A 25,546-nucleotide genomic window follows, 5' to 3' on the forward strand; every position below is an offset into this window, starting at 1 on the left:
GGTCGGGTACACTCGTTGCGGGCCTGAAAAATGGCGGCTACTCTCACGTCGTAGCTGTCGGCGAAAGAAAACAGGGAGCGGGGCCTACCGGCTTGGACGTGGTTCCGCGGTATGTTCTTGCCCCACCTCTTCAAATGCCCGCCTGATGAGCGGGCATTTTCTTCTTCGCGCCCACTTAATCGTACGGCCACTCGAAAATTGTGAATTTCGGACCAGCACGCACCACGAACGGCAGTTCGTGGACCTCCATATCGGGTGTAGCGTGCAATTGAGACTGCGTCGTGACCGGCGTCCGTATCTGGCGGCGGATTCAACCGGTCGATGCAACAGCTTGATGGAATCGTTCAGCCTTCGCAAGAGACTTTGAAACAACTGAGTGTCGAGTGGCGGAGAACTGAGTGTCGAGTGGCGGAGAAGGGTCGGCATGCGCTTTTCGCCCGGCCCCGCAACGGCCACTCGATGTTGCGGGGGGTATTTGCAGTCATCGCCGAACGGCATGATAACGAGGTAAGCCTGCTTATCGCGATAGCACGATGGCCTGTTCAAACTTGGGGGCTGTACAACGCGTCACTGCGCCCGCCGGGGCTGCCGCGGGAAATTGACAGGGTTCTTCGCGACGCAGCGCGCTGTGACAATATTAATTCTCAGCAGGTAACTTCATGATTTTTCGTGGATTTCTCTTCTGGTGGCCAATGCTGCAGAACGAAGTGACACTTTTACTTCGCAAACGGTGACAACTTTGCTTTGGTCTACGACTTCGCCCGAGGCCTCCACGCCATTTCCCCTGACGGCTTGGACACAATCGTGCATGCGCATCGCTCATCCATCACGGCGTTCAACGCGCAAATTCACCGCGATTTATGTGCCGGACCTTGCCCCCGACGTCGTAACCGTCACCTCCGTCATCACCGCGAGAATAGATCGAAAGCGGAAAGCACCCTGTGATAATCCTCAGGCGTCTGAATATCGATCCGCGTCAAGCCTGCTTTCGAGAATCGCCTCGCGAGTCGTTCACCCAAGCGATCTTCCATCGAGATATTGCAGACCAATAGGCCGACCTCGTTGTTGTTTTCGATGAAGCGTAGGGTAGCGTCATACGAATTTGCGCCCCCGTTCTCCGCCAAATCAAGATTGTATTGTCGATATTGCTGGCGCCCTATTGCGTTGAGGGTTTCTTTCTGATTTTTATTCCTAAAAAGAGTAAAAATAGAAAAACGTTCTGCTCGATGTCCTCCTAACAACCCACCCTGTAACGCCTGCTTTTGTTTTATTTCCAAAAATGCATCCACCAATCTCATTGGTGACGCCGAGCGCTTACGATCTTGATCGAGATAAAATGCACAGAAATCAGAAACCTCCAAAAACAGGAATGGATAGCTTCGATAATAGCCTTCATGCTGGGTCTGATTGATTTTCCAAGCCACTTCCACTCCAGTTCCCATGAAGATCTTGTCTGGTGTCTCGAACACGAAATAGGCTTCATCACCAACGGCGAATCTGGATATGGGTCGAGCTTCCACCGGGACAACTTGAAGACGCGACATTAGGGACTTGTCCTGGTAGACGAAACCACTGATCCGACCGTCTCCATCAATCTCTTGAACGTAGAAGGCCCCATTTATCTTAAATATTGGTATACCGAATGAAGGCATATCTTCAATAATGGGAACATATCCCTCTAGCTGCGGAGTAGTCAAAGCTTACCCTCCTCGTTCTGACGATCAAATACGACATTCTCCAGCAGAGCATGATGGTGGCTCGCTGTAAGGTGCGTGATCACGCGATAAGGATAGACGCGAATGCCCCGGGAAGCCAGAGGTGCCACCTCAACAGAATCAGCTAATGCGCTTGGGATGATCACCATCGCCACATACTGAGGATCCAATGGAATTGGAGCGTCGACAATCATTTCAACCGTAAATCTTCTGTCGTCGGCGCCCCCGTCTCTGCACTCTCGAATCATCTCTGAAACAGCCTTAGCTTCAAGGTTGAGTCCGAAACTCGTCGAATGAAAGCGCTTTCCATTACCGTCCAGATAGTCTCCGTTACCCTCGTAGAACGCCGCGACGTGACGCGCGTGAGTTGTACTCGCCACATCGATCTTAAATGAATCAATCTCCCATGCCGAATCTAACCATTTCTGATAGCGTCCGCTTCTGAATGCGCCACTATCGAATGGAAATGCCGAGCATGAAAAATTCTCGATTGTGTTTTTAAAAACAAGGACCACCGGCCAAGCATGGGCGTCTAGCAACGAAGGATCGCCTTTGAAACGATATGCCGGTCGTCCATAGAAAAAATAACTGAGATCGCTCTTGAATACGTTGCACATCTGTGGGTTAAGCGCATCCCCACGCAGCATCTCACGAAATCCGGACACATTTGTCGTATGACACCAGTACAGCAAGGGGGTCGTGGGCTCATGTTTATCGAGCCAATCTTGTAGCGTGCTAGTCATCGGAGTTCTTCGTTTCATCCGTTGAAATACTGCAAATAACACATATTGCTTGAATGTCGCACAACCTACCCCAATCGACACGCATTTTCCGTACGGCCTTTGCACGAAACGCTCGATTTGCACGACAGCTTGGCGTAACAGGGCCGTGGGACTTCCTCATATCTACCATTGTGCCATTCAGGGACCGAGACACGTTTATTTTGCGCTTGGTGAGCCCCCTTCGCGGTCCGTCGATACCCCCAAACCCCAATCAAGGTTCGGGACGGAGAATTAACATCGGCCTGTGTAGCCGCTCGTCGTGGCTAATCGAAATTCGCTCGAGCGGTTCGGAGATTGCCCAGGCAGGCGCGCCGGCGGCATAAACGGTGAGACGCACACTGTGGGCGTCGCAGCCTCCAACTCGCCCTTCGCTCTGGTACCGAGCTCCCGGCGCTGGCATTGGACTATCGAAGCGGCGGCCGATCGCGTCAACCGTAATGGGCTGACCTCTCATTCGCAGAATGGCTCCTGCCTTTTCGTTACGGCTCGCAATAAGCTCGTCGAATTGCTCGGCCGACGCATTGACCGACTCCGAGCCAACTCGCACGTACGCAGGTCCCGTGAAATGGGGACGCTCGTTACTCGCACTGACCACGACGGCCACGACCGTCTTGTCGTCGACCGTGAAGGCATGGGACTCGTAACAGCGGATCGGTGGAAAGCAATCCCCAGCTGCTTCGCGCACGCGCTTCTGGAGGCTATCGGAGTTGGCTACGCCCGTGATCGCCCCGTTCTTGTCCGCGACGCCGATAAATAGAATCCCGACATCGCTCCGTTGAAGCGTGTTCGCAAAGGCACTCAGCGTCTGCCGCAATTCAGCTGGCCTTACGCCTTCTGATTTGCGCTCGACCTGTTGGTCCTCGTGGTCAACCAGGCGTTTCCGCAGTTCGCCATCGGTCATCATCGATGTTCCCCATTGTCGCGAGCCAAGCGTGCATGATAATTCGCTGCCTTTCGACGCATCCTGTCCTCCGCTTTCAGGATCGTTTTCGCGACGTTGAGAACAACACGCCCGGGGCGATCTGAATAAGCTGAATCATTGACTTGTATTCCTTTCGAAAATAGGGCAGTCCGTCACGCAAAAAATATGCTCGCCCCCGCCATGCTAGGGCCCAAAGTCGCCCAAGGTGTACCGGCATGCACCCGCGGATCCACATTCGCAAAACGGCGAGCCCAGGCATCAGGATCTTCGTCGCACGGTGTAAAACGTTGGTTCTCGAGCGCGGCGACAAAGCAGTGGCCGATCACGTCGCTAACGTGTTGCGAATCTTCGACTGCCGAAAACGAGAGCTCAAGGCTTGATGAGGAGGCCGCGCACGCCAACATGACGTGCTCCCTGTCATCTTCGATGTCCTGCCAGAATTGCGCGAGGTCAAAGAATCGACCGCCCCTGAAATACCAACAGGCATGCCAAACATAACCCGGTCGCGGGCCAAGCTGCTGTTCACCTGGAGCCATAGGCTTTGCCCACGGACGGCGCGAAACCAGGAGCCTGAAGGAAGTTTGGTATTGTCCGGCTCCATGCGCAATCAACGATGCATCGGCATGGCTTCCGTGAATCCAGTCCTGGACCAGGACATCCGACCATTGCGGACTGGCCGGGGAACGGTCATTGAACGACGACATGGCCCGAAAGGCCCCGCCCTCAAGATCTTTGAGCGTCTGCTCGACGCGATTGAGATCGTCCTCATGGGGCCGGCGACAATGACCAATGCGATTTCGAATCTCCCGGAGCTCCTCGATTCGACCTGCCCAGATCTTTTGGGCAGGCAGATACGAACCAAACAGCGACCACTGATCGTGAGTCAGCTGCAGAAGGGGCGCGGCATCCAGATACGCAAGCTGGTCCTGCGCATCGGGCGTTTGCATGTAGTGGTACGCCGCGCCGCGTTGCTGGCGATCGGCAGAGGTTGACGGCAATCCGTCTGCCCATGCACCTCCCTTTTCGCTGCGCAGTTCCACATAGACCAGCGAGCGCAACCACGTTTCCAGCTGCCACCAGCGGCTATACAGCGCCGACGCCGCGGTGGGCACTCCACCCGTGTTCCACCCCGCCGACAATGCGCGTTGAACCTGTGCGGGCAAAGTTTGCCAAGCCGAACCGTCTGAAGGGCCCATGTTTTCCCCAATGGTGTGATCGATTCCTGCCAAACAGTACCTTACCAGCGCCCGACCTCCACTGCGACTTCCGCCCAGGCGCCGCTCCGAAAACGACATAGCCAGACTCGAGGAACAAAGAGCAACTAAATAGTTCTTCGCAAGCCGATTGATATTTCGCTACGATCGTTTGTATCTAACGCCAGGAGGTGCAGATGAACACGTATCAGGTTGTCATTGACGAAATCAGAAAATCGCACGGGAAGACCGTAAAGCCGTGCTGGATCGCTGACACGAAGGAAAGAAATGGCATTGTTCTTCGGACGAACCGCACGTCCCCTAGAAAGGTCGCTTGCCCGCCAAAGTGGCGTCCGGTCATTGAGGCTGTGCTGCGAAAGCTCGGGCTTATCGTGTGATGCACGAGCATGTCTGGCAACATCCAACACCGCGTTCCCAAACGCTCCCGCATCAATTGAACTTCCCGCTCTCTCAAAGCTTCGAGCGCTTGCCTACGACTGTCGCCCACCGTTCATTCCTGACGCGCAACGATGCCGCCCGGCGGTGAGCGCGATCGCGACTGGGTCGAGCATTTCGAACTTCGAATGTGCAATCATATTGTCAGCCAATCCTGAGAAGCGACTACGTCGTCAAGGGTAGAGGCAAGAGTCATGCGTCGTACTCACCTTCCTCGCTAACCGGCTCGCTCGCATGAGAATTTCTGGTCTTCCGATTAATCATCTCCGCGATCGCATTGGGATCTGGCATCCACTTCAGAACGAGGTTGAACGCAGGAAGGAAAAGCCCTTCAACGAGGTAGCGATGATTCTCTCGGACATTGGGTACGTACGCATGCGTGTCGCGGTTCCGTATCGAACTGCGCAGAACGTCATATGCAGCGTAAATGATGTTGGCTTCCGATTCCAGTTCGTCGCGCGCAGACGAGTTCTTCGGAAGCTTTCCATACTTCCTGGTCCACATCGCTTTCCACGGTCCACTCATCGCATCATTGAGGCTTCCATAGTCTGCTCGCGCACATGACTTAAAAACCGCAGTATCTTGCTTCCTCACCAACTTCGCCCAGGCCGCCAAGTTCGACAGTTGCTCGAGGCTTGGTTGCAGTGTCATCGCGGCGGTGTTTAATTTGCGAGACCCACCGAGATCGTGAGCCAGAAAAAGACCTTTGATGAGATATTCAGCCCCGTTGCTGAAGGTGTTCCAGAACACCACGCGACCGAAGTGTGGGTCAAAGCGCTGCCACGCCTGCTCGAAGTTTTCGTCCCGCATGCCAGTGACAGGGTCGATGCCCGGCATCCTGAAGCAGTTCTTCTCGCCATCCCAAAACAGCAGTCGCGAGGCATTGATGAGACCCACGCCGGCAACGAAGTTATATTCGCCGTCTTCCACGCGAGAACGGTTAAATTTGGTCATGATCGAGCTCGGTCGATGTGAATTGGTGGTGCTCGTGCCAAGTGTATAGGTATAGCGACTAAGCGGGCTCCTAGAGCGTTGGCGGAATGGTAAAGAGACGCTGGAGCATCTCGTCGAGACCCGCGAGCCTCTCGAACGCGCCTTTCGGGAGCACACGCTGATTCGCTCTTTCGGCCTTGATGCCTTGTGCATTAGCACGTGTATGACGCGCAGTCGCGTGATTGGTGATGTCCGGTAAGGGACAACCCGCTTCCGCGCCGAACCAACGATACTCCCTGATTTCGAGATCTTCCGTGACGCCGAGCCAAACCACGCAGCCACTTGGCGCGCGAGCCAACTGTTGGTTGATGGCCACCTGCGTACGCGTGCCGTTGACCAACGACACCTTGAACTGGACGTGTCGCATCACGCTGTCGCAGCACATGACGAGGTCGTATCCGCTCGCGTCGAACTCCGCGCGCAGGATCTCGACGTTCACGACCCCGAGCTGCCAGAGGCGCCGCATAGCCTCGCCGACGAAGACATGTTCAACGATCCGCTCGCGCAACACAGAATATGCGGCATGCCTTGCCCTAGCGTCGGCAACACCGGTCACTTTGGTCTCCATGCCTAGCCCCGCTGGATCGTTGACTATTAGGTTGGTGGTACTTCTTGATATGCGGCGTGGCGCTCGATCAGTGTCGCGTGATACCACGCGCCAAATGCTGCTGAACGCGGAACCTCCAGCCCCAATTGGTAAGCGTTCTCGCAAGCTCGTTCGAGCATCCAGCGTGCCGTCTCTTCGAGATCCGCAGTGAATTCGGGTTCGTCTACGTCACCAAAATGCTTGAGCGCATTTCGGACACGATTCAGCTCGTCGGCGGCCGCTTTGCGATCCCGTGGCGCGTAACCATTGAGGCGGCGATCGCGGGCGATCTGCAGGCCACACCTTCCCACCTCTTTGCCCAAAATCTCCTCGGCTGCACCGGCGAGGGTGATCACCGCGGCGAAGGCGTGGCACTCGAGAAACAGCCTAAGCGCCGCATCGAGTTGTGCGAGTGCGAGATCGATGCGACGGTAGGTTTGAGTAGGCACGTGTCCACCTCGTCTTGATTAGGGCGTGTTCGACCGGCGGACATGACGAGAAACAGCCTTCGCGGCCACCGCGGAAACCAACCGGGCTGCTCCATTCATTTGCCGAAGCGCTCCATCTTCACATTGAGAAGGTCGTTTGCGAAGCTCCGGACGAGTAAAGCCTCCAGTTCGTTAATCAGCGCATCGTCCACCTTGTAAGCGGAAAAATACGTAGCAAGGTGACTCAAATGGCGTCTCGTCAGCCTTACTTGACGGGCATATTCATCAGACGTCCTGAACTCACCACGTTCCGGATGCTGAACACGGTACACGCGTTGGGTCGTGTCGCGGTCCCGGTTGAAGGCCAGATTCATCTCCTTCCACAGACTTTGACGTTGCGCCTTGCCTACATACAGAGCACGCCCCCGTGAGTCGTAGAAGACATATATTCCGTGACTTTCCTCTAGCGCACCCTTAAGACCCAGCAGCGCCTTGGTTGTGTTCGGCGGCCGCGTTGGAAACAGTTCTGCGGTTCCGTTAGTTGACCTTCGATAAGCCGAAAGCTGAAAATATTCAACGACCGGCGCAATCGCGCATTCATGCGCCGACTTGACTGCACGCTGCCTCGCCTTCAACAGCCCATCGGATAGCTTTCTTCCCGTTAGACCGTACTTCAACCAATTGCTTACCGTCCCGGCAGAGATACCGAGTTCGTGACTGAATCGCCCGTTCGTCCCGGCGTCGAATTTGTTGCGTAGGCTTGCAATCGCTTCCTTCGCTATCTTGATACGTTCATTCTGCTCGCTACACCGTATCGCTTTAACGATGGCGCGCGCTAGCTTCTCTTCAGTCAGCCCATTTGTTTCCCAATCTCGGAAATTGGCCTGGCTAAGGCCCAATAGCTTCCCGAGTTCGGGTGTACTTTGAACGCCGAGCTTTCGCTTGAGCGCACCGATAAGACGATCTGCATCTATCGAATTCTTGATCATTTTCTTAATTCTTGTCCGATCTCAGTCTCTGGTGGATTGTTCGTGCGTCAATCACCTTGTTATCGGCAAATGCGTGAAAAAATTTAGAGTCTCATATGTCCATTTGCGGCCGTTCCGTCGGTTCTAAACTGAACCGCCCGGCTGGTGAGCTTCGCAATCCGGCCGTTTATTTTTCCGCATACGACTGAGCGCTTCGGGTCGAATGCTGCCGCCCACGTTGGGCGGCTGTCGGCTCGGATTAACCAGTCTCGGCCGGTTCCTTTCCAATGAGCTAGCCGGGTGGCGGCCCAGTGCTATAGCCTTATCAATCCTCACGAACAAGGAGCAGAAGCCCACCGGGCGCATATTGCCGAATCAGTCCCAGCATTAGGTTAGCCAATCTCAAAGTCGGCTAGCGTCTTCCCCTCAGTGAGAGCGTCGTTCACCCACTTTGGCCGGCGCCCCTTGCCAGACCACGTGTTGCCACGCGTGTCCGCATACTTCGAAGGCCCGTTTAGGGCGGCCTTCGCGGCGGCCATCGTTTTGCGAAAATCGTCTTGCGGCGCCGCGTCAATGCCAACGATGCGCAAAAAGAGGGCGGGGTCCGCCGCTTGTAACTCCAGCGCCTTCCGTTTGAGGAGCACAATCAAGCCCTCAAAATCCAACTTACCGCCAGCCGGGTTGTTCCACTTCCTGCGGCGCTGGAGCACAACTACAAAGAAGCCAATTTTAGAGTTCGGAGTCTGCATGTACTGCCCCTTCAACTGCTCCTCCAAGGCCACGAGGTAGTCGGTAACAGTCCAACGCTCGGACATTTTGAGCTCAATCGTGGCTCGAAGGTCACCCACCTGACACAATACATCGCGCCGGGTTGCTGCTGGAAGGATTGGCTCCAGTGTCACAACATAACGGCCGCCGCTTGCATGATTTAACTCACTCCCAAGAAGCGCCTGGAAGTCTTCTTCGAGGGCCAAGCCTTCGGTTTCCGTCTTGATGTGCTCCATGACCACCAGATTGAACATTCGCCGAAGGCTGAATTCGCCATGTTCGATGTTACGCTGCACTGCGAGCAGGTCATTATGGACGGCTTGAGCGAAAGCAACGAATCCAATCGTTGGCGGTGCGAAGTCGCGCTCGAACTTGGCGTAGTTCTGCTGGGCGACAGGAACGACATAGGCTTCCTCTTCGCGCATCTGAAATTGCAACTGCCTGATGTATTTCGCTCGCGCTCCACTGGTCTTCTTTCGAAGATCGTCCAATATGACGTAGGCCGCTTGGGACTTTGCACTTGCGATTACGGGGAGCAGCGAGTCGCGAAGACGCTGTGCGTGATCGCGGGCGCCAACGTGAAACACCCGTCCATCTTCGTGAACGACATCGTCGGACTCACGCACGACAGTCACCACCCACTCGTATAGGGCTGCGAGAGCCCTCAGGCCGTTCATGCCTCTCTCTGTTAAACCGCTCAAACGGCTCCGCTGGTCTTGGCCGACATACGCGGCTAGATCGAACATGAATTCTTCCGCGGAGCGCTGCTCGGCTGCACGCCAACTGTCCCACCGCACGCTGAAGGTTGCCGGGTAGTGAAACAGCCAGAACTGCCCCCACACGACCGCATTTGAGCGGAGGCGCGTCATGGTGCGGATACGGTCCTCAAGCTCACTACGCGCCCTCTGCTCCTCCGCATCCCCAGGCGAGGCGAGGGAGCCACGGCCGGGAAGCGGGTCGCGGAACGCTACAGACATGCGTGACCAAGCTTCGCCTTCGAAAGTGCCCTGGTCTAGATCTGCCCCGTCAACCACCGCGCAGCTCAGGGCAGCCGCAAGCGCATACGATTCAACGTTAGCTGAGCCTGTCGCGAACGTCCACGCCGCGCCACACAGGCCGCGCTGAATCGTGGAAGGCGCGTCCGGCAAATGCCGAATCAGAGCATCTGCCTGGTCAGCCGACACCGCGCCAGCGTCTGCTTTGGCCAGTACTGCGTGGAATTCCTCGAGGGCTGCCGCCTCATTGGCGCGCGCGACGGGCCAGAACCACTTCGGATATCCGTTGATTTCAAAGCGACCGTAGGAGAGAGCTCGTCTAACCTCGGCCGCGGACAGCGCCGGAAGCTTGGAGCCGTCGCCAAGGTCAAGGTGAAGCCCCTGAAGGCCTGCGACGGTCACGTAGTATGTGGTATTACGCTCGTGCTCACGGAACTCTGGAGCGCGGGTGCGCCATATGACGCTCAGCCCTGCTCGAGCGGCACTGGCAAGGTCAACTCCCGCTGCCTTTTCGAACGCCGAGAAGTCGCACTCGCCGTAGCGTGAGTCATGGTTTGTCCGACGTAGCCAATTGGCAATCCAGACAAGTGCATTCGTGTTCGAGCCGTCTCTCACGCTAACAATTTCGGCCAACAGCGCGTCCTTCGAAGGTTTATCCAGCTCCAACTTATCTCGCTTCGCCTTTTGAGGCCGAGCAACCGACTTCTGTGCAGCAGCCCTCTCCTTGAGCGTGGATACCAGTTCGGTAAATCCAGGCTCGGCAAGCGCAGCAACGTCCCCGTCTTGCCAAAGCGAGTGGATTCCGTAGGAGACAAGGGTCTTCCATATTCCGTCAGGCGTTCGGTCACTTTGAGCGATGACCGCTCGAAGTAGGCCCCGGCGAACAGCATCGGACATCTTCAACGCGCCGCGGAGCTCAGCCTGCTCGCCGGTCCCAAAGTGGAGCTTGCCGTGCGCCTGATAATACGTCAGGCACAGTTCGGTGACGCGTTCGACAGGAAGGCTATCGACTCCAACAACGAGCGCAATCACGCCTTGAACAGCCTCAGCGAAGTTGTCGCACCTTTCGCTGTGCTCGTAGCGCTTCGCATCAAAGCTCTTCACCATGCGGCATAGCAACCCTTCGGCGAGCGCCGCTAGTTGCTCAGGGCTTGCTGAGTCTGCGACATCGTGTGTGAGAGCCCAAGTAAGATTGAACCCGCCGCCGTTGCACATGTACTGCTTGCTTGCCAGATTAGCGATCGTGTCGGCGTCGAATTTCCTCCACGCAAGCTCGCCAAGCAGCAGCTGCAGCGTTCGTTCTTCAAGGTGCGGGCTCGTCTTAGCTGCATCGGCAAGTGACTGGGCATCGTCATCTCGTTCGAGCGACATCAGATACACGAGTTCGGCCGAATGACCCAGTAGCCTCGCGTAGTCGTTGCCATGCTCGGACAGAACCTTGTTGCGGAAGACCTCCAGACGAGCGTAGGTTGCGACATCGAGAAGCGCGGCGCGTGCGTGCCAGTCAGAGCCAACGCTGTCGTATGCCTCCAGAAGAGTCGGTTCAATTCCCGGTTTCGCGGCTTGCCAGTAGTTCTCCGCCGTCAGGGTGAAATGGTTGCGTCCTAGCGTGTCGCCGCAAGTGTCCAGTCGCTCCAGACTGCGCTTCAGCGCTGCGCTCGCTTGCGCCAACGGAATCTGCGTGCTCCGCAGGTCGCCGAAGAATGCAACGGCCTGCGGCTCAACCTCCAGCAACTCCAATCTGCAGTCCACATTGAATGTGGATAGCCAGCCAGCGAGAGTCAGGTACGTCCGATGTACCCCACATTCACCAGTCGCTGCCCTCCACGATAGCGCCGCGACAAGCCGGCGCGCGTCTTCGGGAGACTGAACCAGGGACGAGAGGCGCTTTGCGGCGAGATAGGGAAGCAGTTGATCGGGATAAAGCTTGACCTGATGCCGGCCAGAATCGATGAACAGCCTGGAACCAAGCAGATACGTCAATGAACTTTCGGAGAGCAGGGAACCTACAAGCGGCCGACACGACAGCACCCCATCCCGCACCTTGAGAACGTCGGCGGCCAACTCCATGTTTGGAACCTGACAAACGGCGGAAGCTGCCGCGAGCTTCTCCAAGGCCTCGTTCAAGCTCTCCGGGGAAGGCAGTCCCACCAGCGCTTCGCGGCGGTCTGAGCGCTGCTGAGCCTGAACACCAGAAATCATCCGCTCAAAGATGGAGGTTAGGTCGCCCGGCGGATGGGCCACCGGATCGACGTAGACCAGGACGTCGAGGCTTCCGGGACCATCCGCGAGTTCGTTTAGCCCGAAACGCCGCGCTGCGTCCAACAAGGCCTTGCCGTCAGCGACACCATGGCGATTCTCGAGGTACAGCCTCGCCGCTCTCCTTGAGAGAGGAAGCAAGCGGAAGACCTTCAAATGTTCCCTCGGGAAAGACTTCGCCTTAACTGTGCTGTCGGCATCAACCGTGGCAAGCCCCGCGCTCGGAGCTTCCGGTAAATCCACTTCTTCTGACATGTCGTCTGGCGACTCATCCTTCGCGTCGCCCGCATAGAGCGTTGTACAAAGCTCTTCTTGAACAACGTCAAGAACCGAAGATGTGAGAGTAGCGGGGCGCGACGAGAGAATCCAACTGACATCTGCGCCTGGACGCCCAACTGCCCTGGACACCCTACGAAGTGCCGACTGTAGCCCCGACTCCCGACCTAGCAGCGCCTCGTCCAGAGAATCAACAAACAGGTGCAGTCGGTCGGTGGGAGAGGCCTCCCATGCCCCAAATGCTTTGGCCTCGGTCGCTTCAAGAGCGATGTGAAAGTCGGGCTCTTCGAGAAGCCGGTGAAGAGCAACGAACACTGCGTGCTGCCCTTCGTCACGGAGGCGCTGTGCACAAGCTCGCAGTTCCGTCGTTTTGCCGAAATTTGCACGCGCGGTGATGAGCGAGAAGCGTCCGGCGAGGAGTTGCTCCCAGCCCAGGCGCTTGCGGCTCATGATATCCAGGCCCAGAAGCTCCTTGACAGAGTACTCGGTCAAGAGGCCAAAACGTCGTTCTAGGTCGAGATAATCAGTCATCGCAGGGCAGTTCGGTCGGATTCTTCTTCGTCATCGTCGGCTAGGCCGAGTTCGAGCACGGCGGCCTGTGGACTATTTTGGGATTTATTGACAGTCCGGACAAGCCCCTAGGCTGCGTAAGAAAACTCCGCCGGTGGGCGCGGCCAGAGGAATTCCTGAAGGACCTACACAGTTTTCTCCGATGCGCGTCTGCTACATGCAACATCCAGCGCCAGTCGAAATCAAAGAGGTCGTGCTGGCCAAGCTAAACCCGACGACATCCGTGCAAGCCACTGTTGACGCATTAGCAAAATACGTTGACTCTGACGACATCGTAGTGGCCATCCATCTTAACCGGCACGCCTCGTTCGATCCGACCCAGTTGGTCGCCCGGCCTCAATATTGCCCAGCTCTGGATAATTGATACGTTGGTACCAGATCAATCATCTTTTGGGCTATTGAAAAACTTCATGAAGATTCCCACTGGGACTCGTTATTCTTATCCAGTCTAGCTCCAACCACATCAAACGTAAAAAATGAATAATGACAATATCGTGAAGCTAGCTGCCCTTCACCGGCATTGGATCATAGCTGACTCCGTGCGCATCGTTTTACAACAGAAAACAGTTACTCCCGAACAGGAAGAGCAAGCCATCAAACAATTCGGCGTCGAGTACGTAGCCTTTGGCGAGCACGCGTCAATGGTTTGCCGTATGCAGGTCTGGTACTCGTTACTGTATGTGGTCGTCGAAGGCTACCGGGAACTAGGACAAGAATATCAACCTCTCGAAGAAGTCTTGGCGAAGGCCGAATACGTGGATCTGCTGCGCAGATTCCGCAATGCAACCTTTCACTTCCAGGCAGACCCGCTCAACGATAAATTGATTGACTTCCTGGACAAGCAAGATAGTGAGATATGGATCCGCGACCTCAACAAGCAATTGGAGGCCTTCTTCATGCAAGCACTACCGCTCAAAGAGACCGCGGAGAAACTTGAGCACGAGGGGGCGCCGAAAATCCCTCCCGGCACAAAACTGAGCACACTGTTCCAGTGGGACAAAAAGTAGACGCCGCAGGTCGATCCGGCCTAATTCGCGCCGTGTGAGCGCTCGTTCGGTGATGCCCAACGGACCGAGGTGTAGTAGGCAGAGAGGTAAAAAATCACGACGATTTCTGACCCAGGAATCATCTACCGTCCGGTGCCCTCCGCGAGAACTACGATCATTTTAAATATCACACTTTCTCAGAATTCGATCTGTAAATTATTCGATTCGCGCCCCGAATCTAAAAATCCATGACACACTTACTACAGTGCGAAGGCACCGCTGTGCGCGACACACCTTTCACCACCCATTCATGCGCAACCGGTCCGAGAGTGGCAAAAATAACATATAGCCAAACTTATGGCGTACCCGGTACGCGCCACGCCACGGTGCAGTTTCTCTTCTTAAGGTTCTCAATGTAAGCTGCGACGGCTGCCGGAGCATCGGTCGAATATAGATACAGCTTTCTTAATGTCTTCTCCCTCGGCCGCTGCTGCTGCGGGAGCTGCCTTTCACCAATAAGCTCAGTTTTATTATGATCATCAAGAATGGCATTCAACCTATTTCGGATGGCTGGCATATTGGTTCGAAGCACTTCGACTTTTGCCGCCAATGGCAAAGAAGTAGGCAACATGGCATTCAATGCCTTGACGAAGCGGATTTCGTCGAACGGCAGGCCAACTCCGTCCTCTAATTCAAGCTCTCGCTTGATCGCCGTCACGTCCTGTTGTTTAAGATAGATATCAAACTGTCCCCGCTCATGAGCTCCGTAGAGCTTCAATTCAAGCATGTGCCGAGTATTCTGCAGGAACACAAGCAGGCGGTCATTTGTGGCCTTGTCGTCTGGATCAAAGAACATCATAAACAAGAATCGCCCTCGTCCATTACGGACTTCGAACGCGATTGTAGGCTCATCACGCGCCACAGCCTCAGACCATACGTCAAACAAGCCACCCAACGACAAAGGAGTTCCCATCGTTCATTATTCTCCGAAAAGGAGTTGGTAGTTCATTTTTCCAATATTCGGCAATTACATTGCCAAATTGTGGGAAATCGACCTGTACCAATTACCGAACAAGCGACGCTAGATACCAACCAACCATCAGGCGACACGGCACTCATTTCCGCGAAATGGTCCGCGAGCACAGCGATCGAAAGGTAAGCAGACGCTGATTATCCACTCGTCCGGTGCTTTGAAGGCCGCACGGATGCCTCGAGCGCGTGCATTCTGTTCACTACGTAACGGAGGCACGAAGGCCATCTATCTTGGTCAACCTTGGCAATCTTTCCGCAGCGCGTGATCCTCGAGAACCGATCGATACACCTCAATCATGCCGGCGTTCGCGCGAGTCATGTAAAACCCAACGCCCCCCTTATCTTATACAACGGGACTGCTCTCTGGTCGACCGTGCCGCTCCCATTCTCGGCCCCTGCGACACGCCGACAGTCGATTTGCTTCTCGGCCACAGCCAGCCCTTCAGAAAGTCTGGATCCCAAAGTCGCCGGCAAGCACCAGCCCTGGTACAGTGAGCGCGCGTTCTCAGCCTCCTCCGGTGTGCAGGTAATAGGCGAAATGAGAGAAAAATCCACGCCGCAAGGACATCGCGTCATGTTCGGCCGTGTCACCGCGATCGGCTTCTCGCACTGAGGGCAGACGTCAAGCAACTGAACTGCGTGAACGGGACATCCCGTCATCCAGGTAAGACGATGTGCGGCAAGCATGATCCCGCCGTCGAGCAGACACAGCGGACAAATCCTCTCTCGCGCTCGAACAAGCAAGTGTCGGGCCTCAATCACGTGATGCCTCACCGCGTAACTGAAGGCGGCCCCTCGTGCTCGCCCGCCGACTTCGACCGGGCACATCGATCTCATGGTCGATTGCCCGATCCGGCAAACACGAGACAATTCCGCAATCTCGGCGGAAACCAATGGACCGAACGAGACGCAACCGGCATCGCGCAGCAACGCCCCAACGCTTCTCAGACCGTTGACATCCACTAGGCGCATGAGCACCGACGACAACGACTCGTCAGGATAGGGTTCGACGCGAAGCGCAAGCGGCAGCCGTGACATCGCATTCGCTGGCCTTGCGGAGCACGGCACCCAACTTTGATTTTCCATATCGAACTCCAGATCGATTCAGTGCTCGTTCCTAGCGGTAGGCGCCTGTCTGCATGCTCTGCAGCGTTAGAGTCACCAGCTCCTCTCCGTCGGCGGTATCGAGGTACGTGACCGGCTTCTTCCACCCGAGCGACGGAACCTCTTCGTGTAGCCATGTACACAACCACCGTTTCGCGTCAAACCCGTCCGGTTCGCCTGACTCGTTGACCATTTCCTGCACAAGATTCACAAGCCTGTTCCAGACTGCTTCTGGCACGTGCTCGACCATACATTCGGATCGCCATGTGCCGCAACGACACGTTTTCATGATATTCACCTCACCCAGATTCGAAGTCCCACGCCGGAACCCGTGGCGATCCGATTCGAATCGGATCGCCACGGTTCATTGAGAACACCGCGTCACACGGCCTGCACCACCGGACCGCCTATTGCGTCGACCAATGCGCGATGAAGGAATGCGAACGGTGGCTCCGGCAACTCCGTGAACAAACGCAAGGAAATGTGCTCAACGCTTCGGACCGAACTCAGGATCGAACCCGACCGAGGTCGGTATTGCCGTTCTTCGTTGACCAGTTCCGCGAATCCCCGAGGCCAGTCCGACATGATCCGTCCGATTTTCTGCATGCGCGGCGCAAGCTCATGAATAGCCTTCGAGCGCAGCCCCTTGTCTGTCGACCCGATCGTTGCACCACTGACGCGATACAGAAACGAAAGCACACGCAGCAGTTCCCCAAGGTCAAACGCGGCGAAATCGGAAGAGACGCCAGGTGGACAGTCCGGCACCTCATGCTCAAAGCTCATGCGCCAGCGTCGATCGATGAGCCGAGTGATCATCAATTCGTCCGGCGTCGCAGGTTGACACGCGGCCGAGCCGAGATCCGTACCGCACTGACAACGCGCCAGACCCGGTCGCATCGACGACACATCACGTCGACAGCCTGGACAGCGATCGAGGAGTTGGACGCCGTGGACAGCGCAGCACGTCGCGAATACGTAAGCATTCACGCCCAGCACATGTCGGTGCTCGGCGATACACATCGGGCATACGCGCTCGTTGGTGCCAACGAGGATTGCATCGGGCTCAACCCAGTGACCGTACAAGCTGATCTTCGGGTGCTTCACCCCGTTACAGTCCATCGCGCCTATGCTCATCGGTGTCATCGCACGGACCAGTTTCGGGGAAAGCCGGCAAACACTGGCAAGCGCATCGACCTCCGACGGGAAACGCGGCCGAGCTGCGGCCACGCCCGCCCGTCGCAGCACCATCCCTGGCCCACTCAGCCCATTGACTTCAGCAACGCGATGCAGCACCGACGAGAGCGATTCGCCGCGACGCGGCGTGACGCTAAGAAGAAGAGGGGTCGTCATTGCACGTCCCCCGCAAACGGCTCACCCGGTTGATCGAGCGGCACACCATTGAACTTCGCATCGAAGGGATTGCGCGACGGGGGCGCGTCCTTCCAGATGTGAACGCGGAAAGCTGCGGCGAAATCATGTAGTGCGACGGCTTTCGCACCGCGTCTTTCGGCGATCTGGTAAGCGCCGTTCAACAGCTTGCACATGTAATCCACGAGGCCTGCACTCGCGTAGTACAGCTTCATCGCAACCCGCTTGTCAGCAATGTCCATCATCGGTATGGGCATATCCTTGGCAAGCGCCTGCATCACACCGATAAAAGTCTGAGCGCCCTCCTGGGTGTTCACATCGAACCGACGGATTTCCGTCACTCGCGAGAAACGGCGTCTCAACTGTCCGTTGACCCGGAGCACACCCAGTAGTGACGGTAGACCAGCGAGCACAACAGCGGCGGGCAGCCGGTCCAGCAGCACCTTCAACCAGTTCGCAACCTGTCTCAGTGAACGACGATCGCCCTCGACAAAGTGCTGAAACTCGTCGAGCATGATGATCTCCACGCCGCAACCGTGCACCAGCTTGACAATCTGCTCCGTCAGGCGCGCGCTCGATTGACCGACCTGCGGAATCTCGCCCAAGGCAATCAGGATCGCCTCTGCAAGAGACCGAACGGTTGGCACCGCAGGCACGATGACGTAGAGCACGGGCACGTGCCGGCGCAGGACCTCCTCTCGCACCGGGAATTTAGCGCGGTAGCATTCCAGCACGGTCGATTTCCCAGCGCCGGATTCCCCGATCGTTGCCAGACAACCGGCCTCGCCGGATTCCCGCAGCCACTGATGAACGTCCTCGATACTCTTGAGCGCAGCAACGAAATCCGGATGTTCGACGATGCTTTTACGGACATTGAATCGTTTCATGATGATATCCTTACCGTTCGGTACGCTTCATGACTGAAAATTCAGGAACACTATCGAATCTGACGACCATGGGATCCTCTTGATTGGACTGATCGGAGTTGTTCATGGCGGCCCCGCCAGCGGCTCCGAACACAACTTCCTTGCTCGACTTCCCCTTGATCTGCGCAACCCATTTCCGCTTCTTGAGTTTCTGATCAAGCTCCGCCTTGGCAATGTCGTCCGCGAGACGAATACGTGCCTTACGCAGCGCGACAGAGTTGATATCGATGCGGCTGTCGCGCATGGCACCAGTGACTTCGTTGTGCATCCATCTGGTCAAGTCCTTCGTGTAATCCGGATCGGTACAATCAACGCGAAAGTATTCCTTCTGTCGTGGGTCATATACGTAGACGTAGCCGGTCTGCTCGTTGAAATACCGCACCTTGACTTTTTCATCGTCGGGGATGCCGTGACGCAGCAACTGCAGCGCGCTGGAGTTGTAGGACAGGTGATCGAATGTCACGCCGCTGTTCGTGATCGGCCGCATGATGGTGTTCGTGAACGCAACGGAAAGCTGATCGGGATCGGCAGGCATGTAGATAGGGATCAACCGTGCACTTTCCTGCCATGCCTGAGCCGGTGTCTTGCCCTTCAAGCCGCGATGAGGTGCGTGCTGATAACACTCCACAATCCAGCGCACGACAAACACCGTCAGTTCCTCGAGCGTCACGCATGCAAGCTTCTCGGACGGGTACTCTCCACGATCCTTGGTATTCGACCAAGTCGTTCCGGGAATCAAATGGAAGAGTTGTTCCGCGATCGTGCGCATGAACCGTTCGACGCGGCCTTTGAACCAGGGTGCACGCTTCGGGCAGTACACAAGTGAAATCCCTAGCTCATCACAGCCTGAACGCGTGGCGGAGCCGTGGAATTCCCAAGCGTTGTCGCCAAAGACCATCTCGGCCACACCTCGCGCCAGCCATTCAAGGTGTCCTAGGCCCAATCGATTCAACAGATCGCGCTTGCTGAGCATGGCCATTTGCATTGCCCATCCGACCTCCTCCTGGCCTGGTGAGCGCGCCCCGATATGAAACCCCATCACCATGCGAGTATGCGCATCAATGATCAGTGTCAGTACGGGGCGAACGATGACCATGCGGGTACGCTCACAGACGCACAGCAAGTTCACCGGCGTATGGTCAATCTCCCATCGTTCGTTGAGCCTTTTTGTCTTGAGGCGACGAAACACTGGCCGATACCGCTTCAGCGCTTCGGTGCGGCCCTCCCGGGCTACGGTAACGAGATAGCTGTTCAGTTTCTCGACATGACGATAAAGCGTCGCTCTACTAATCTTGCGTAACGGATTTTCCACGTCACGTTCGTTATGAGCGTCAATGGCATCCTCTACTTGATCGTACAATCTCGCAACATTGAGTTTCTGGCCATTGAGATAGTGCGTTTCGATGACATCCTCCACCAGCGTGAGCAGTGGACCATCGAGGATTTCGCGCCGTCCCTTGTTTTCATGGCGCGGCACCACGTCCATGGCATCACGTGACGGTTGGTAGCGTTCTCTCCACCGACAGAAGGATCGATAGGTTGGCGGTATCGATGCACCAACCTCACATGCCACCCGGTTGATGACGGTCTCGACTTCACGCACGCGCGAGCACTTCGCCTCCTCGACGGCTCTTAGGTAGACGAGTCGCGCACGCATCACGACAAGATCCTTCTCCTCGAAGGTGGTGACATCGCGTCGAGCAACAACAATCGGTGAGGCACCCGTTTCGCGTAGCGATTCGATACTGACGGACCATGTCCCGTTACCGTGTCGTGCCCAGACTTCCGTTTCGTGCAGGCGTATTGGCGAGCCGTAGTCTGAGCTGAGCTCGATTCGCCCATCGGGCAGCGCACTCTGGACACGCCAGACGTACTCACCCTCACGAAACTCGACACCACGCTTAATCAAAAATTTTTGCATGACGCACCTCCGAAGGAGCAACGTAAATGGCTGCGTCGGAGGTCAGCGGCACATCGAGATCGATACCCGCGGCGCCATTGGCGATCCAAGTCAACGCGACGTTGCGCGTATGGGCCAGATGCACGAGGTTTCGGAAAGTCTTCGGATGCTTCTTTTCAACGAGCCTCTGCGCTTCCTGAATCCGTTCGGCCGACATTCGCCCTCGCCACGGCCGCAGGAGCCGCAGTGTCTCGTGACGCGTGCCGCAGATGTAGGTGCGTTCATCCCAAATGAAGAGTGCGTGTCCATGCTGCGCGAGGACGGCTCTCGCACGCGCCATGCGGGCCTGCACTGAAGGCTTTTGTAAATCCTTTGCAGGCTTGGCTTCGACGAATACAGTCGAACCGTCGCGACGCACAATTTCGTAGTCGGGCGTGTATCGAAAAGTCTGGCCGCTCTCGCGGAGAAGAAATGTTCTATCTTGAGCACTGCGAAAGCGCAGTACCTCCGGGCTGAACTCGAGCAGGAGGGTCGACGCCTCTTCGGCCAACGAGTACCAGGGCATCGAGCAAGCGTTTTTGATGGAAGGCGTGAAACCTCGAAAATTCCCGCCGCTGCGGGTATCGTGGGAAGGCATGGTGATGTCTCCTGCGCCCTTTTTGGGCGCGTGGATGTCGGGGGCGCCGGTCCGCATGGACGAGCGCCGGCCGCGTGGATGTCATTTCCACGCAACGAGGAGACGAGTTGGGCTTGACGCGGACGAGCGGAGGGCTATACTGGGACTTACCAGATCGCCAGTGCCCCCGGCTCGCCCGGGTCGAAGAAACCAATCCGTCCTCGATGGGTTGGTTTTTTCTTTTTTGTCAAATAGGCAGCACTCCTAATCCGTTAGGTTGATGGGAAAAGACATTTGAGGAACGTTACCGGTCGAGCCTCATCACCAGTTCATCAAGCAAGGTGACTTCGCCACCGCTCAGACGCGTCGACGCTCGCACCAAGCGATTGATCAGACGCAACGTATCCGAGTGCAGGTCGTCAGGTAGTCGCAGTTTCTTTTGTGAATCCCGGGCCGCCTCGAGCAATGAAGCGACATCTGCTTCGCCCATGCTCAGTGCCGCGGCAATGCGCTCGATTTGCTCGACTGACGGCGGTGGCTTCACTCCGCGCTCAAGCTTCCACACGTACTGGATTGCGACCCCGAGTTGCTTGGCCAGATTCGTCTGACTGAGGCCGGCGCGCTTCCGGTAATTCACCAGTGCATTCGAGAACGGGGTCATTGCTTCTCACATGGACGTTTCCTGTCTCTCAATTTATGTCGTGACCCAGCCGGCCGGCAAGGGAATTTTTCTTTTTCTGCCTGACAACACAGGCAGAAGAAGTCTCGTGTGAATAGAAAAATAGTGGGGCGTGTTATGGAGACGCAGAAAATGAGAAGAAAATAATTTCCCTTTTTGTACAAGTCCCGGCTCGTACGTTTCCCGAATAGGGTCAATTCATTCGTCAAACTTCTGAACGGCGTACGCTGCGGAATTGACGAAAATTGATCTATAGGTGTTCAAACAACACACAGATTTGCGGCGACGGATAAACGGCGCCCGCCGGCCGACAGGCATCCTGTTGTGTCAAAGTTACACTTCTGGTGCAAGTCCGAACTGGATTGCAGGTCGACATGGATGGCCAGTTTGTGGCCATGCTGGACCATAAAGACGAAAGAACTTGCACGCCAACAACGGCGTGCTCGTCGTCAGACGGCTGCGCAAGCACGCTCAGACTTACTTCGTGAGGCCATCGAGGCGATCGATAAGACCATCCTTGGCGATTCGCTCAAATTCTCGCGACAGCAAGGTCACGACAACTTCCGATTTCGAACGGCCGTAGTAGCCGATCTTGGCGATGCGTTCGAGTGCTGCATCCACCTGTACGGGAAGGGTCAACTGAACGAGTCGAGTTGCGTCAGCGGTCGACTTGCGCCCTGCACCAGCCATGACATTTCTCCAGGATCGGGCTACACTTCTGTGGAATTTAATCGTATTTAAATAGGGTTTCAACTCCGACTATGTGTGCTACCAGGAGCGCCGAAAAGATTCCTCGCTTCGCATCGGAAGCGGACCTTGTACAAGCATTTCTTAAGACAATTGAAAACGGTCGGTCGCCGTGGGGCGCAGTGCTGTCCACGACGGAATGGGACTACAAGTCCGGCTTCACCGATGTGCTCGTCAGAACCGAGAACGGTGATCTGGTCGCGTTTGAGGCAAAGCTGTCCGATTGGAGACGAGCAACTCATCAGGCATACCGGAACACCATGTATGCTCGACATGCCTATGTGGTGATGCCTGAACGAGCCGCACAGCGGGCACTCGCGCATCCTGAGATCTTCTCAACCTATAAAATCGGACTTTGCGTTATGGGGATTGATGGTATAAAGGTTCTCATCGAGCCTCACGATTGCGATCCCTTGCTCCCGTATTTGCATCAAAAGGCTCAAAATCATTTCGATCAAATGGCCAATGAACAATACGGTAGACCTCGCAAACGTAGCCAAGAGGCTGTGCGTCACAATTGACGCCTCCCTTGTCCGTCCACTGGGCAGCGGGGCGTTTAAGCAGGTTTTCCTGATCGAGAAAGCCGGTGAGCACCTTGCGCTCAAAATTTCAGCCATCTCAGATGGCTTACAACCACGATTCGAGCGAGAAGTAGCCGCACTCCGTGGATGTAATCACTCATCTATTACCAAGATATTTGAGTGCTTCCCGTACAAGGAAAGAGAGTTTGTCTACTGGACAACCATCGAGGAGTACCTTTCCGGTGGGACACTGAGTGCTCGTCAACGGATCGGAGCGATATCCCCTGACGAAATCCGCGCTATTGCGATTCCGCTCGCCGACGCTCTCGCACATCTGGATTCGAAAAATTTAGTCCACCGCGATATTAAGCCTGCGAATATTTTATTCAGATCTAAAAATGATCCCGTTTTAACAGATTTTGGCCTAGTCCGAATGCTTGATGCATCTTCATTGACCGAAGATTTCATTTTTCAAGGTCCAGGCACACCTTTTTATTCTGCACCAGAGCAGCTTAACAATAACAAGACCGCCATAGACTGGCGAACAGATCAGTTCGGACTAGCAGTAGTTCTAGCTGAGTGCGCACTTAACTACCACCCGTACTCGTCGCCCGGCATGACCAGACAGGAAATTGTTCAAGCCGTTGCTGAATATAATGAAATACCGGAGCGCACTGCACACGATTTGACGAGCGCCGGATTGACCGCACTCATTCGCGCCTTGCAACCCTGGCCGATTTCACGGTATCGTTGGCCGTCTGATTTCATCAACGCTCTATCGGGGACTGGAAATGGGCGTATATCATCAAATGGGCCATGATTCATGGAATTTAATTGACAGGCCAGAATTGCAAAAATACCGCGGCATCATTTTAAGCCCTGTCAACAATTCTCCCGTTGAAATATTGGATCGTCTCGACCAGCTGGGTTTTACCCGAAACATGATCGACATTATTCTCGATCCGCAACTTTACAAACCACGAAGTGATCGTGGCAAGCTAGCAACTTGGCCATATTTCCCGGGCGATCTCGATTCTGCTGACTTGACAAAAGTCGCCTGGTGGGTTCAACGCGGTGAAGCACTCGTAAAATGTGCCAATGAAATCGGGGCGACAGCCATTTGCTCTCCTGCCATGTTGCCACGAGTTTATGATGACGCATACTACAGCCAAATAGTTGATATTACAAATCAACTACAACCAATTGCACTCGAGTCAAAAATAGAAATAATCTTGACTGCAATTGTTGATCTTAAAGCCTTGGCAGATAAGAATTCACCTCACCGTATCGCCACAGTTTTGACTCGGACAAAAGTAGCACGCGCTTATTTGATATTTTCAGATGATCTCAAACCAAGACAGCAACGCACCGACTACGAATCATTGGCAAATGCCATAAAACTTATAAGATTGCTCGAACAGGCCGGCACAAAAGTGATTATTGGCTTCAGCGGGTTAGATGGAATTTTGTGGAAGCACGCGGGCGCCACGGATCTCGCGACCGGCAAGTTCTTCAACCTTCGACGCTTCGTTCCCGGAAGATGGGACGATGCGGCTGACGGTGGCAAGGTTGTACCTTACTGGACGGACGACGGGCTGATAACCTGGCTTCGCGAACCAGATGTCCAACTCCTTTTGAACGCCAAATTAATCGATCGCCAAGCGGCTTCACACAATCCACATTCGGCCGAAATTTTACAAATTCTCGACTCTAAATCAGGCACGCCCTGGGTTGCCATCGGCTGGAGACAGTATCTCTACTGGTTTCAAGAGATAGAACAAAGCATAGGCCAGGATCCGAGCTACGCTCTGGAACTACTGCGGTCAGCTGACAGGAAGTGGGGGGAAATAGAGAAATCCGAGATACAACTGTATGACCGACTTAACACTGGTGAGTGGATTAGGCCGTGGATAAACGCCATCGTAGAGGCTTCGCGCTAGCGCTCAGACTCTCCTAAGTCTCAAGGCCGCCGGCGAACACTAAACCAAACTTACTGGCAAGTCGTTCGGCGGCCAGTATCCACGAAGCGTCAACACTCCATGCTGCTCTTGATGCTCGAGCTTGCTTGATGCGATCCCATGCTCCTGTGGCTCGCAGACCGACCTCCATTTTTGCCTGATCGGATTGACAAAAAAGTCCACCGCGCATCCACTCAATGCCGTGCTCTGACATCGACGCGATCGTAGCGTAAAGCGCGTGGTTGCCGATGGCGGTCGCGATGCCCGATTGGCGTCCCCACATCGATACTGTCGAGCAGTTGCCCCGGTTCGGTCGTGTCGAGCACCGGCATCTTGCCCTGCTTTGTAGTGTGGCTCGGGCCCCCGACGCGACCGGATTGTACGGCACAACCTGGCCGGTGATGATTCAGTCGAACAGGTGACGGGTCGCTGTTGCACGCTGCTTGACGGTCGTGATCGACGATACCTTTGTGTGAACGAGCGCCACACATGAAATGACAATGAGCGCTTCTGATGCGACAAATTTGACACCGTCGATCAAACATTGCGTCCTAGATCACCATCGCAAAATATTCTCTGATCATTCTCTGTCTGTCGATATGAATTACGTCCCTGACACGTGGATGGTAGCCAATTATTCAAAGACAACATATCGAGACTGCGGACATCTTTTCTGAGAGACAACAACAGTTAGCCAGGCGAGCGAACCTCACCTCCTCCCCCGTACCGGTATTCGTCAAACCAACTGTACCGGTACTGTACAGAAAACCGTCGCTAAACTGATCTCCATCCCAGCCT

At 55.4% G+C, this 25,546-nt stretch carries 22 protein-coding genes; 4 read left to right on the top strand and 18 right to left on the bottom strand.

Annotation, left to right across the window (positions count from 1 at the left end):
- Positions 1 to 905: 905 nt before the first annotated feature.
- From U5798_RS15755 to U5798_RS15795, 9 genes are all read right to left on the bottom strand, one after another.
- A complete protein-coding gene (locus U5798_RS15755; protein WP_322082603.1) occupies positions 906 to 1,697 on the bottom strand; it encodes a hypothetical protein in 792 nt (263 codons plus the stop codon).
- The gene (locus U5798_RS15760; RefSeq protein WP_144417389.1) at positions 1,694 to 2,458 is read right to left on the bottom strand and encodes a hypothetical protein; all 765 of its coding nucleotides are present in this window, start codon (positions 2,456 to 2,458) and stop codon (positions 1,694 to 1,696) included. The genes U5798_RS15755 and U5798_RS15760 overlap by 4 nt, the downstream gene beginning before the upstream one ends.
- 250 nt (positions 2,459 to 2,708) lie before the next feature.
- Positions 2,709 to 3,401, bottom strand: a complete 693-nt coding sequence (locus U5798_RS15765; RefSeq protein ID WP_322082604.1) for an ATP-binding protein — start codon at positions 3,399 to 3,401, stop codon at positions 2,709 to 2,711.
- A 170-nt stretch (positions 3,402 to 3,571) separates the two neighbouring features.
- Positions 3,572 to 4,648 carry a Swt1 family HEPN domain-containing protein gene (locus tag U5798_RS15770; RefSeq protein ID WP_322082605.1) on the bottom strand — a complete coding sequence of 359 codons (1,077 nt, stop codon included), beginning with the start codon at positions 4,646 to 4,648 and terminating at the stop codon, positions 3,572 to 3,574.
- Positions 4,649 to 5,260: 612 nt separating this feature from the next.
- Positions 5,261 to 6,022: a hypothetical protein gene (locus tag U5798_RS15775; RefSeq protein WP_043204589.1), complete on the bottom strand. Its 762-nt coding sequence runs from the start codon at positions 6,020 to 6,022 to the stop codon at positions 5,261 to 5,263.
- Positions 6,023 to 6,092: 70 nt separating this feature from the next.
- On the bottom strand, positions 6,093 to 6,629 hold the full coding sequence (locus U5798_RS15780; protein WP_322082606.1) for a hypothetical protein: 537 nt from the start codon (positions 6,627 to 6,629) through the stop codon (positions 6,093 to 6,095).
- 26 nt (positions 6,630 to 6,655) lie between these two features.
- Positions 6,656 to 7,096, bottom strand: a complete 441-nt coding sequence (locus tag U5798_RS15785) for a hypothetical protein (protein ID WP_080346085.1) — start codon at positions 7,094 to 7,096, stop codon at positions 6,656 to 6,658.
- A 95-nt stretch (positions 7,097 to 7,191) separates the two neighbouring features.
- Complete coding sequence (locus U5798_RS15790) at positions 7,192 to 8,064, bottom strand: hypothetical protein (RefSeq protein ID WP_322082607.1); 873 nt, start codon at positions 8,062 to 8,064, stop codon at positions 7,192 to 7,194.
- 371 nt (positions 8,065 to 8,435) lie between these two features.
- Entirely contained in the window at positions 8,436 to 12,872 is a 4,437-nt protein-coding gene (locus tag U5798_RS15795) for an H-NS family nucleoid-associated regulatory protein (RefSeq protein ID WP_322082608.1), read from the bottom strand.
- A gap of 533 nt (positions 12,873 to 13,405) precedes the next feature.
- Between U5798_RS15795 and U5798_RS15800 the strand changes: the two genes are divergently transcribed.
- Positions 13,406 to 13,918 (top strand): hypothetical protein, encoded by a 513-nt coding sequence (locus tag U5798_RS15800; protein WP_043204591.1) that lies wholly within the window; start codon positions 13,406 to 13,408, stop codon positions 13,916 to 13,918.
- 334 nt (positions 13,919 to 14,252) lie between these two features.
- Here U5798_RS15800 and U5798_RS15805 read toward each other — a convergent pair whose 3' ends face one another.
- The 8 genes from U5798_RS15805 to U5798_RS15840 form a co-directional block, all read right to left on the bottom strand.
- Positions 14,253 to 14,870: a hypothetical protein gene (locus tag U5798_RS15805; protein ID WP_043204592.1), complete on the bottom strand. Its 618-nt coding sequence runs from the start codon at positions 14,868 to 14,870 to the stop codon at positions 14,253 to 14,255.
- A gap of 374 nt (positions 14,871 to 15,244) precedes the next feature.
- Positions 15,245 to 16,015: a TniQ family protein gene (locus tag U5798_RS37130; RefSeq protein ID WP_080346084.1), complete on the bottom strand. Its 771-nt coding sequence runs from the start codon at positions 16,013 to 16,015 to the stop codon at positions 15,245 to 15,247.
- Positions 16,016 to 16,414: 399 nt separating this feature from the next.
- Positions 16,415 to 17,383, bottom strand: a complete 969-nt coding sequence (locus tag U5798_RS15815) for a TniQ family protein (RefSeq protein ID WP_322082609.1) — start codon at positions 17,381 to 17,383, stop codon at positions 16,415 to 16,417.
- Positions 17,380 to 18,288: a TniB family NTP-binding protein gene (locus U5798_RS15820; protein WP_049029391.1), complete on the bottom strand. Its 909-nt coding sequence runs from the start codon at positions 18,286 to 18,288 to the stop codon at positions 17,380 to 17,382. The genes U5798_RS15815 and U5798_RS15820 overlap by 4 nt, the downstream gene beginning before the upstream one ends.
- 10 nt (positions 18,289 to 18,298) lie before the next feature.
- Complete coding sequence (locus U5798_RS15825) at positions 18,299 to 20,248, bottom strand: Mu transposase C-terminal domain-containing protein (protein WP_301794349.1); 1,950 nt, start codon at positions 20,246 to 20,248, stop codon at positions 18,299 to 18,301.
- Complete coding sequence (locus U5798_RS15830) at positions 20,229 to 20,864, bottom strand: TnsA endonuclease N-terminal domain-containing protein (protein ID WP_231883151.1); 636 nt, start codon at positions 20,862 to 20,864, stop codon at positions 20,229 to 20,231. The genes U5798_RS15825 and U5798_RS15830 overlap by 20 nt, the downstream gene beginning before the upstream one ends.
- Positions 20,865 to 21,147: 283 nt before the next feature.
- Complete coding sequence (locus tag U5798_RS15835; protein WP_049029389.1) at positions 21,148 to 21,504, bottom strand: helix-turn-helix domain-containing protein; 357 nt, start codon at positions 21,502 to 21,504, stop codon at positions 21,148 to 21,150.
- A 495-nt stretch (positions 21,505 to 21,999) separates the two neighbouring features.
- A complete protein-coding gene (locus U5798_RS15840) occupies positions 22,000 to 22,212 on the bottom strand; it encodes a hypothetical protein (protein WP_043204599.1) in 213 nt (70 codons plus the stop codon).
- Positions 22,213 to 22,391: 179 nt separating this feature from the next.
- Between U5798_RS15840 and U5798_RS15845 the strand changes: the two genes are divergently transcribed.
- From U5798_RS15845 to U5798_RS15855, 3 genes are read left to right on the top strand one after another with little or no spacing between them, the layout of a single operon-like run.
- Complete coding sequence (locus U5798_RS15845) at positions 22,392 to 22,790, top strand: hypothetical protein (RefSeq protein ID WP_158380845.1); 399 nt, start codon at positions 22,392 to 22,394, stop codon at positions 22,788 to 22,790.
- Positions 22,735 to 23,610, top strand: a complete 876-nt coding sequence (locus U5798_RS15850) for a serine/threonine-protein kinase (protein ID WP_322082610.1) — start codon at positions 22,735 to 22,737, stop codon at positions 23,608 to 23,610. Before U5798_RS15845 ends, U5798_RS15850 begins: the two co-directional genes overlap by 56 nt.
- Entirely contained in the window at positions 23,582 to 24,730 is a 1,149-nt protein-coding gene (locus U5798_RS15855) for a hypothetical protein (protein WP_322082611.1), read from the top strand. Before U5798_RS15850 ends, U5798_RS15855 begins: the two co-directional genes overlap by 29 nt.
- A gap of 13 nt (positions 24,731 to 24,743) precedes the next feature.
- On the opposite strand, the gene U5798_RS15860 is transcribed toward U5798_RS15855, so the two are convergent.
- Positions 24,744 to 25,031 carry a hypothetical protein gene (locus U5798_RS15860; protein WP_322082612.1) on the bottom strand — a complete coding sequence of 96 codons (288 nt, stop codon included), beginning with the start codon at positions 25,029 to 25,031 and terminating at the stop codon, positions 24,744 to 24,746.
- Positions 25,032 to 25,546: the final 515 nt, after the last annotated feature.

Origin of the sequence: Burkholderia sp. BCC1972 (assembly GCF_905339605.1) — a bacterium.
Taxonomy (GTDB): domain Bacteria; phylum Pseudomonadota; class Gammaproteobacteria; order Burkholderiales; family Burkholderiaceae; genus Burkholderia.

Excerpts from the sequence above, each read along its gene's own strand:
- U5798_RS15760 (WP_144417389.1), bottom strand. The coding sequence starts at position 2,458 with ATGACTAGCACGCTACAAGATTGGCTCGATAAACATGAGCCCACGACC.
- U5798_RS15860 (WP_322082612.1), bottom strand. The coding sequence starts at position 25,031 with ATGTGGGGACGCCAATCGGGCATCGCGACCGCCATCGGCAACCACGCG.
- U5798_RS15815 (WP_322082609.1), bottom strand. The coding sequence starts at position 17,383 with ATGACGACCCCTCTTCTTCTTAGCGTCACGCCGCGTCGCGGCGAATCG.
- U5798_RS15805 (WP_043204592.1), bottom strand. The coding sequence starts at position 14,870 with ATGGGAACTCCTTTGTCGTTGGGTGGCTTGTTTGACGTATGGTCTGAG.
- U5798_RS15855 (WP_322082611.1), top strand. The coding sequence starts at position 23,582 with ATGGGCGTATATCATCAAATGGGCCATGATTCATGGAATTTAATTGAC.
- U5798_RS15835 (WP_049029389.1), bottom strand. The coding sequence starts at position 21,504 with ATGACCCCGTTCTCGAATGCACTGGTGAATTACCGGAAGCGCGCCGGC.
- U5798_RS15820 (WP_049029391.1), bottom strand. The coding sequence starts at position 18,288 with ATGAAACGATTCAATGTCCGTAAAAGCATCGTCGAACATCCGGATTTC.
- U5798_RS15765 (WP_322082604.1), bottom strand. The coding sequence starts at position 3,401 with ATGATGACCGATGGCGAACTGCGGAAACGCCTGGTTGACCACGAGGAC.
- U5798_RS37130 (WP_080346084.1), bottom strand. The coding sequence starts at position 16,015 with ATGGAAAATCAAAGTTGGGTGCCGTGCTCCGCAAGGCCAGCGAATGCG.
- U5798_RS15825 (WP_301794349.1), bottom strand. The coding sequence starts at position 20,248 with ATGCAAAAATTTTTGATTAAGCGTGGTGTCGAGTTTCGTGAGGGTGAG.
- U5798_RS15775 (WP_043204589.1), bottom strand. The coding sequence starts at position 6,022 with ATGACCAAATTTAACCGTTCTCGCGTGGAAGACGGCGAATATAACTTC.
- U5798_RS15795 (WP_322082608.1), bottom strand. The coding sequence starts at position 12,872 with ATGACTGATTATCTCGACCTAGAACGACGTTTTGGCCTCTTGACCGAG.
- U5798_RS15790 (WP_322082607.1), bottom strand. The coding sequence starts at position 8,064 with ATGATCAAGAATTCGATAGATGCAGATCGTCTTATCGGTGCGCTCAAG.
- U5798_RS15830 (WP_231883151.1), bottom strand. The coding sequence starts at position 20,864 with ATGCCTTCCCACGATACCCGCAGCGGCGGGAATTTTCGAGGTTTCACG.
- U5798_RS15850 (WP_322082610.1), top strand. The coding sequence starts at position 22,735 with ATGAACAATACGGTAGACCTCGCAAACGTAGCCAAGAGGCTGTGCGTC.
- U5798_RS15780 (WP_322082606.1), bottom strand. The coding sequence starts at position 6,629 with ATGGAGACCAAAGTGACCGGTGTTGCCGACGCTAGGGCAAGGCATGCC.
- U5798_RS15840 (WP_043204599.1), bottom strand. The coding sequence starts at position 22,212 with ATGGCTGGTGCAGGGCGCAAGTCGACCGCTGACGCAACTCGACTCGTT.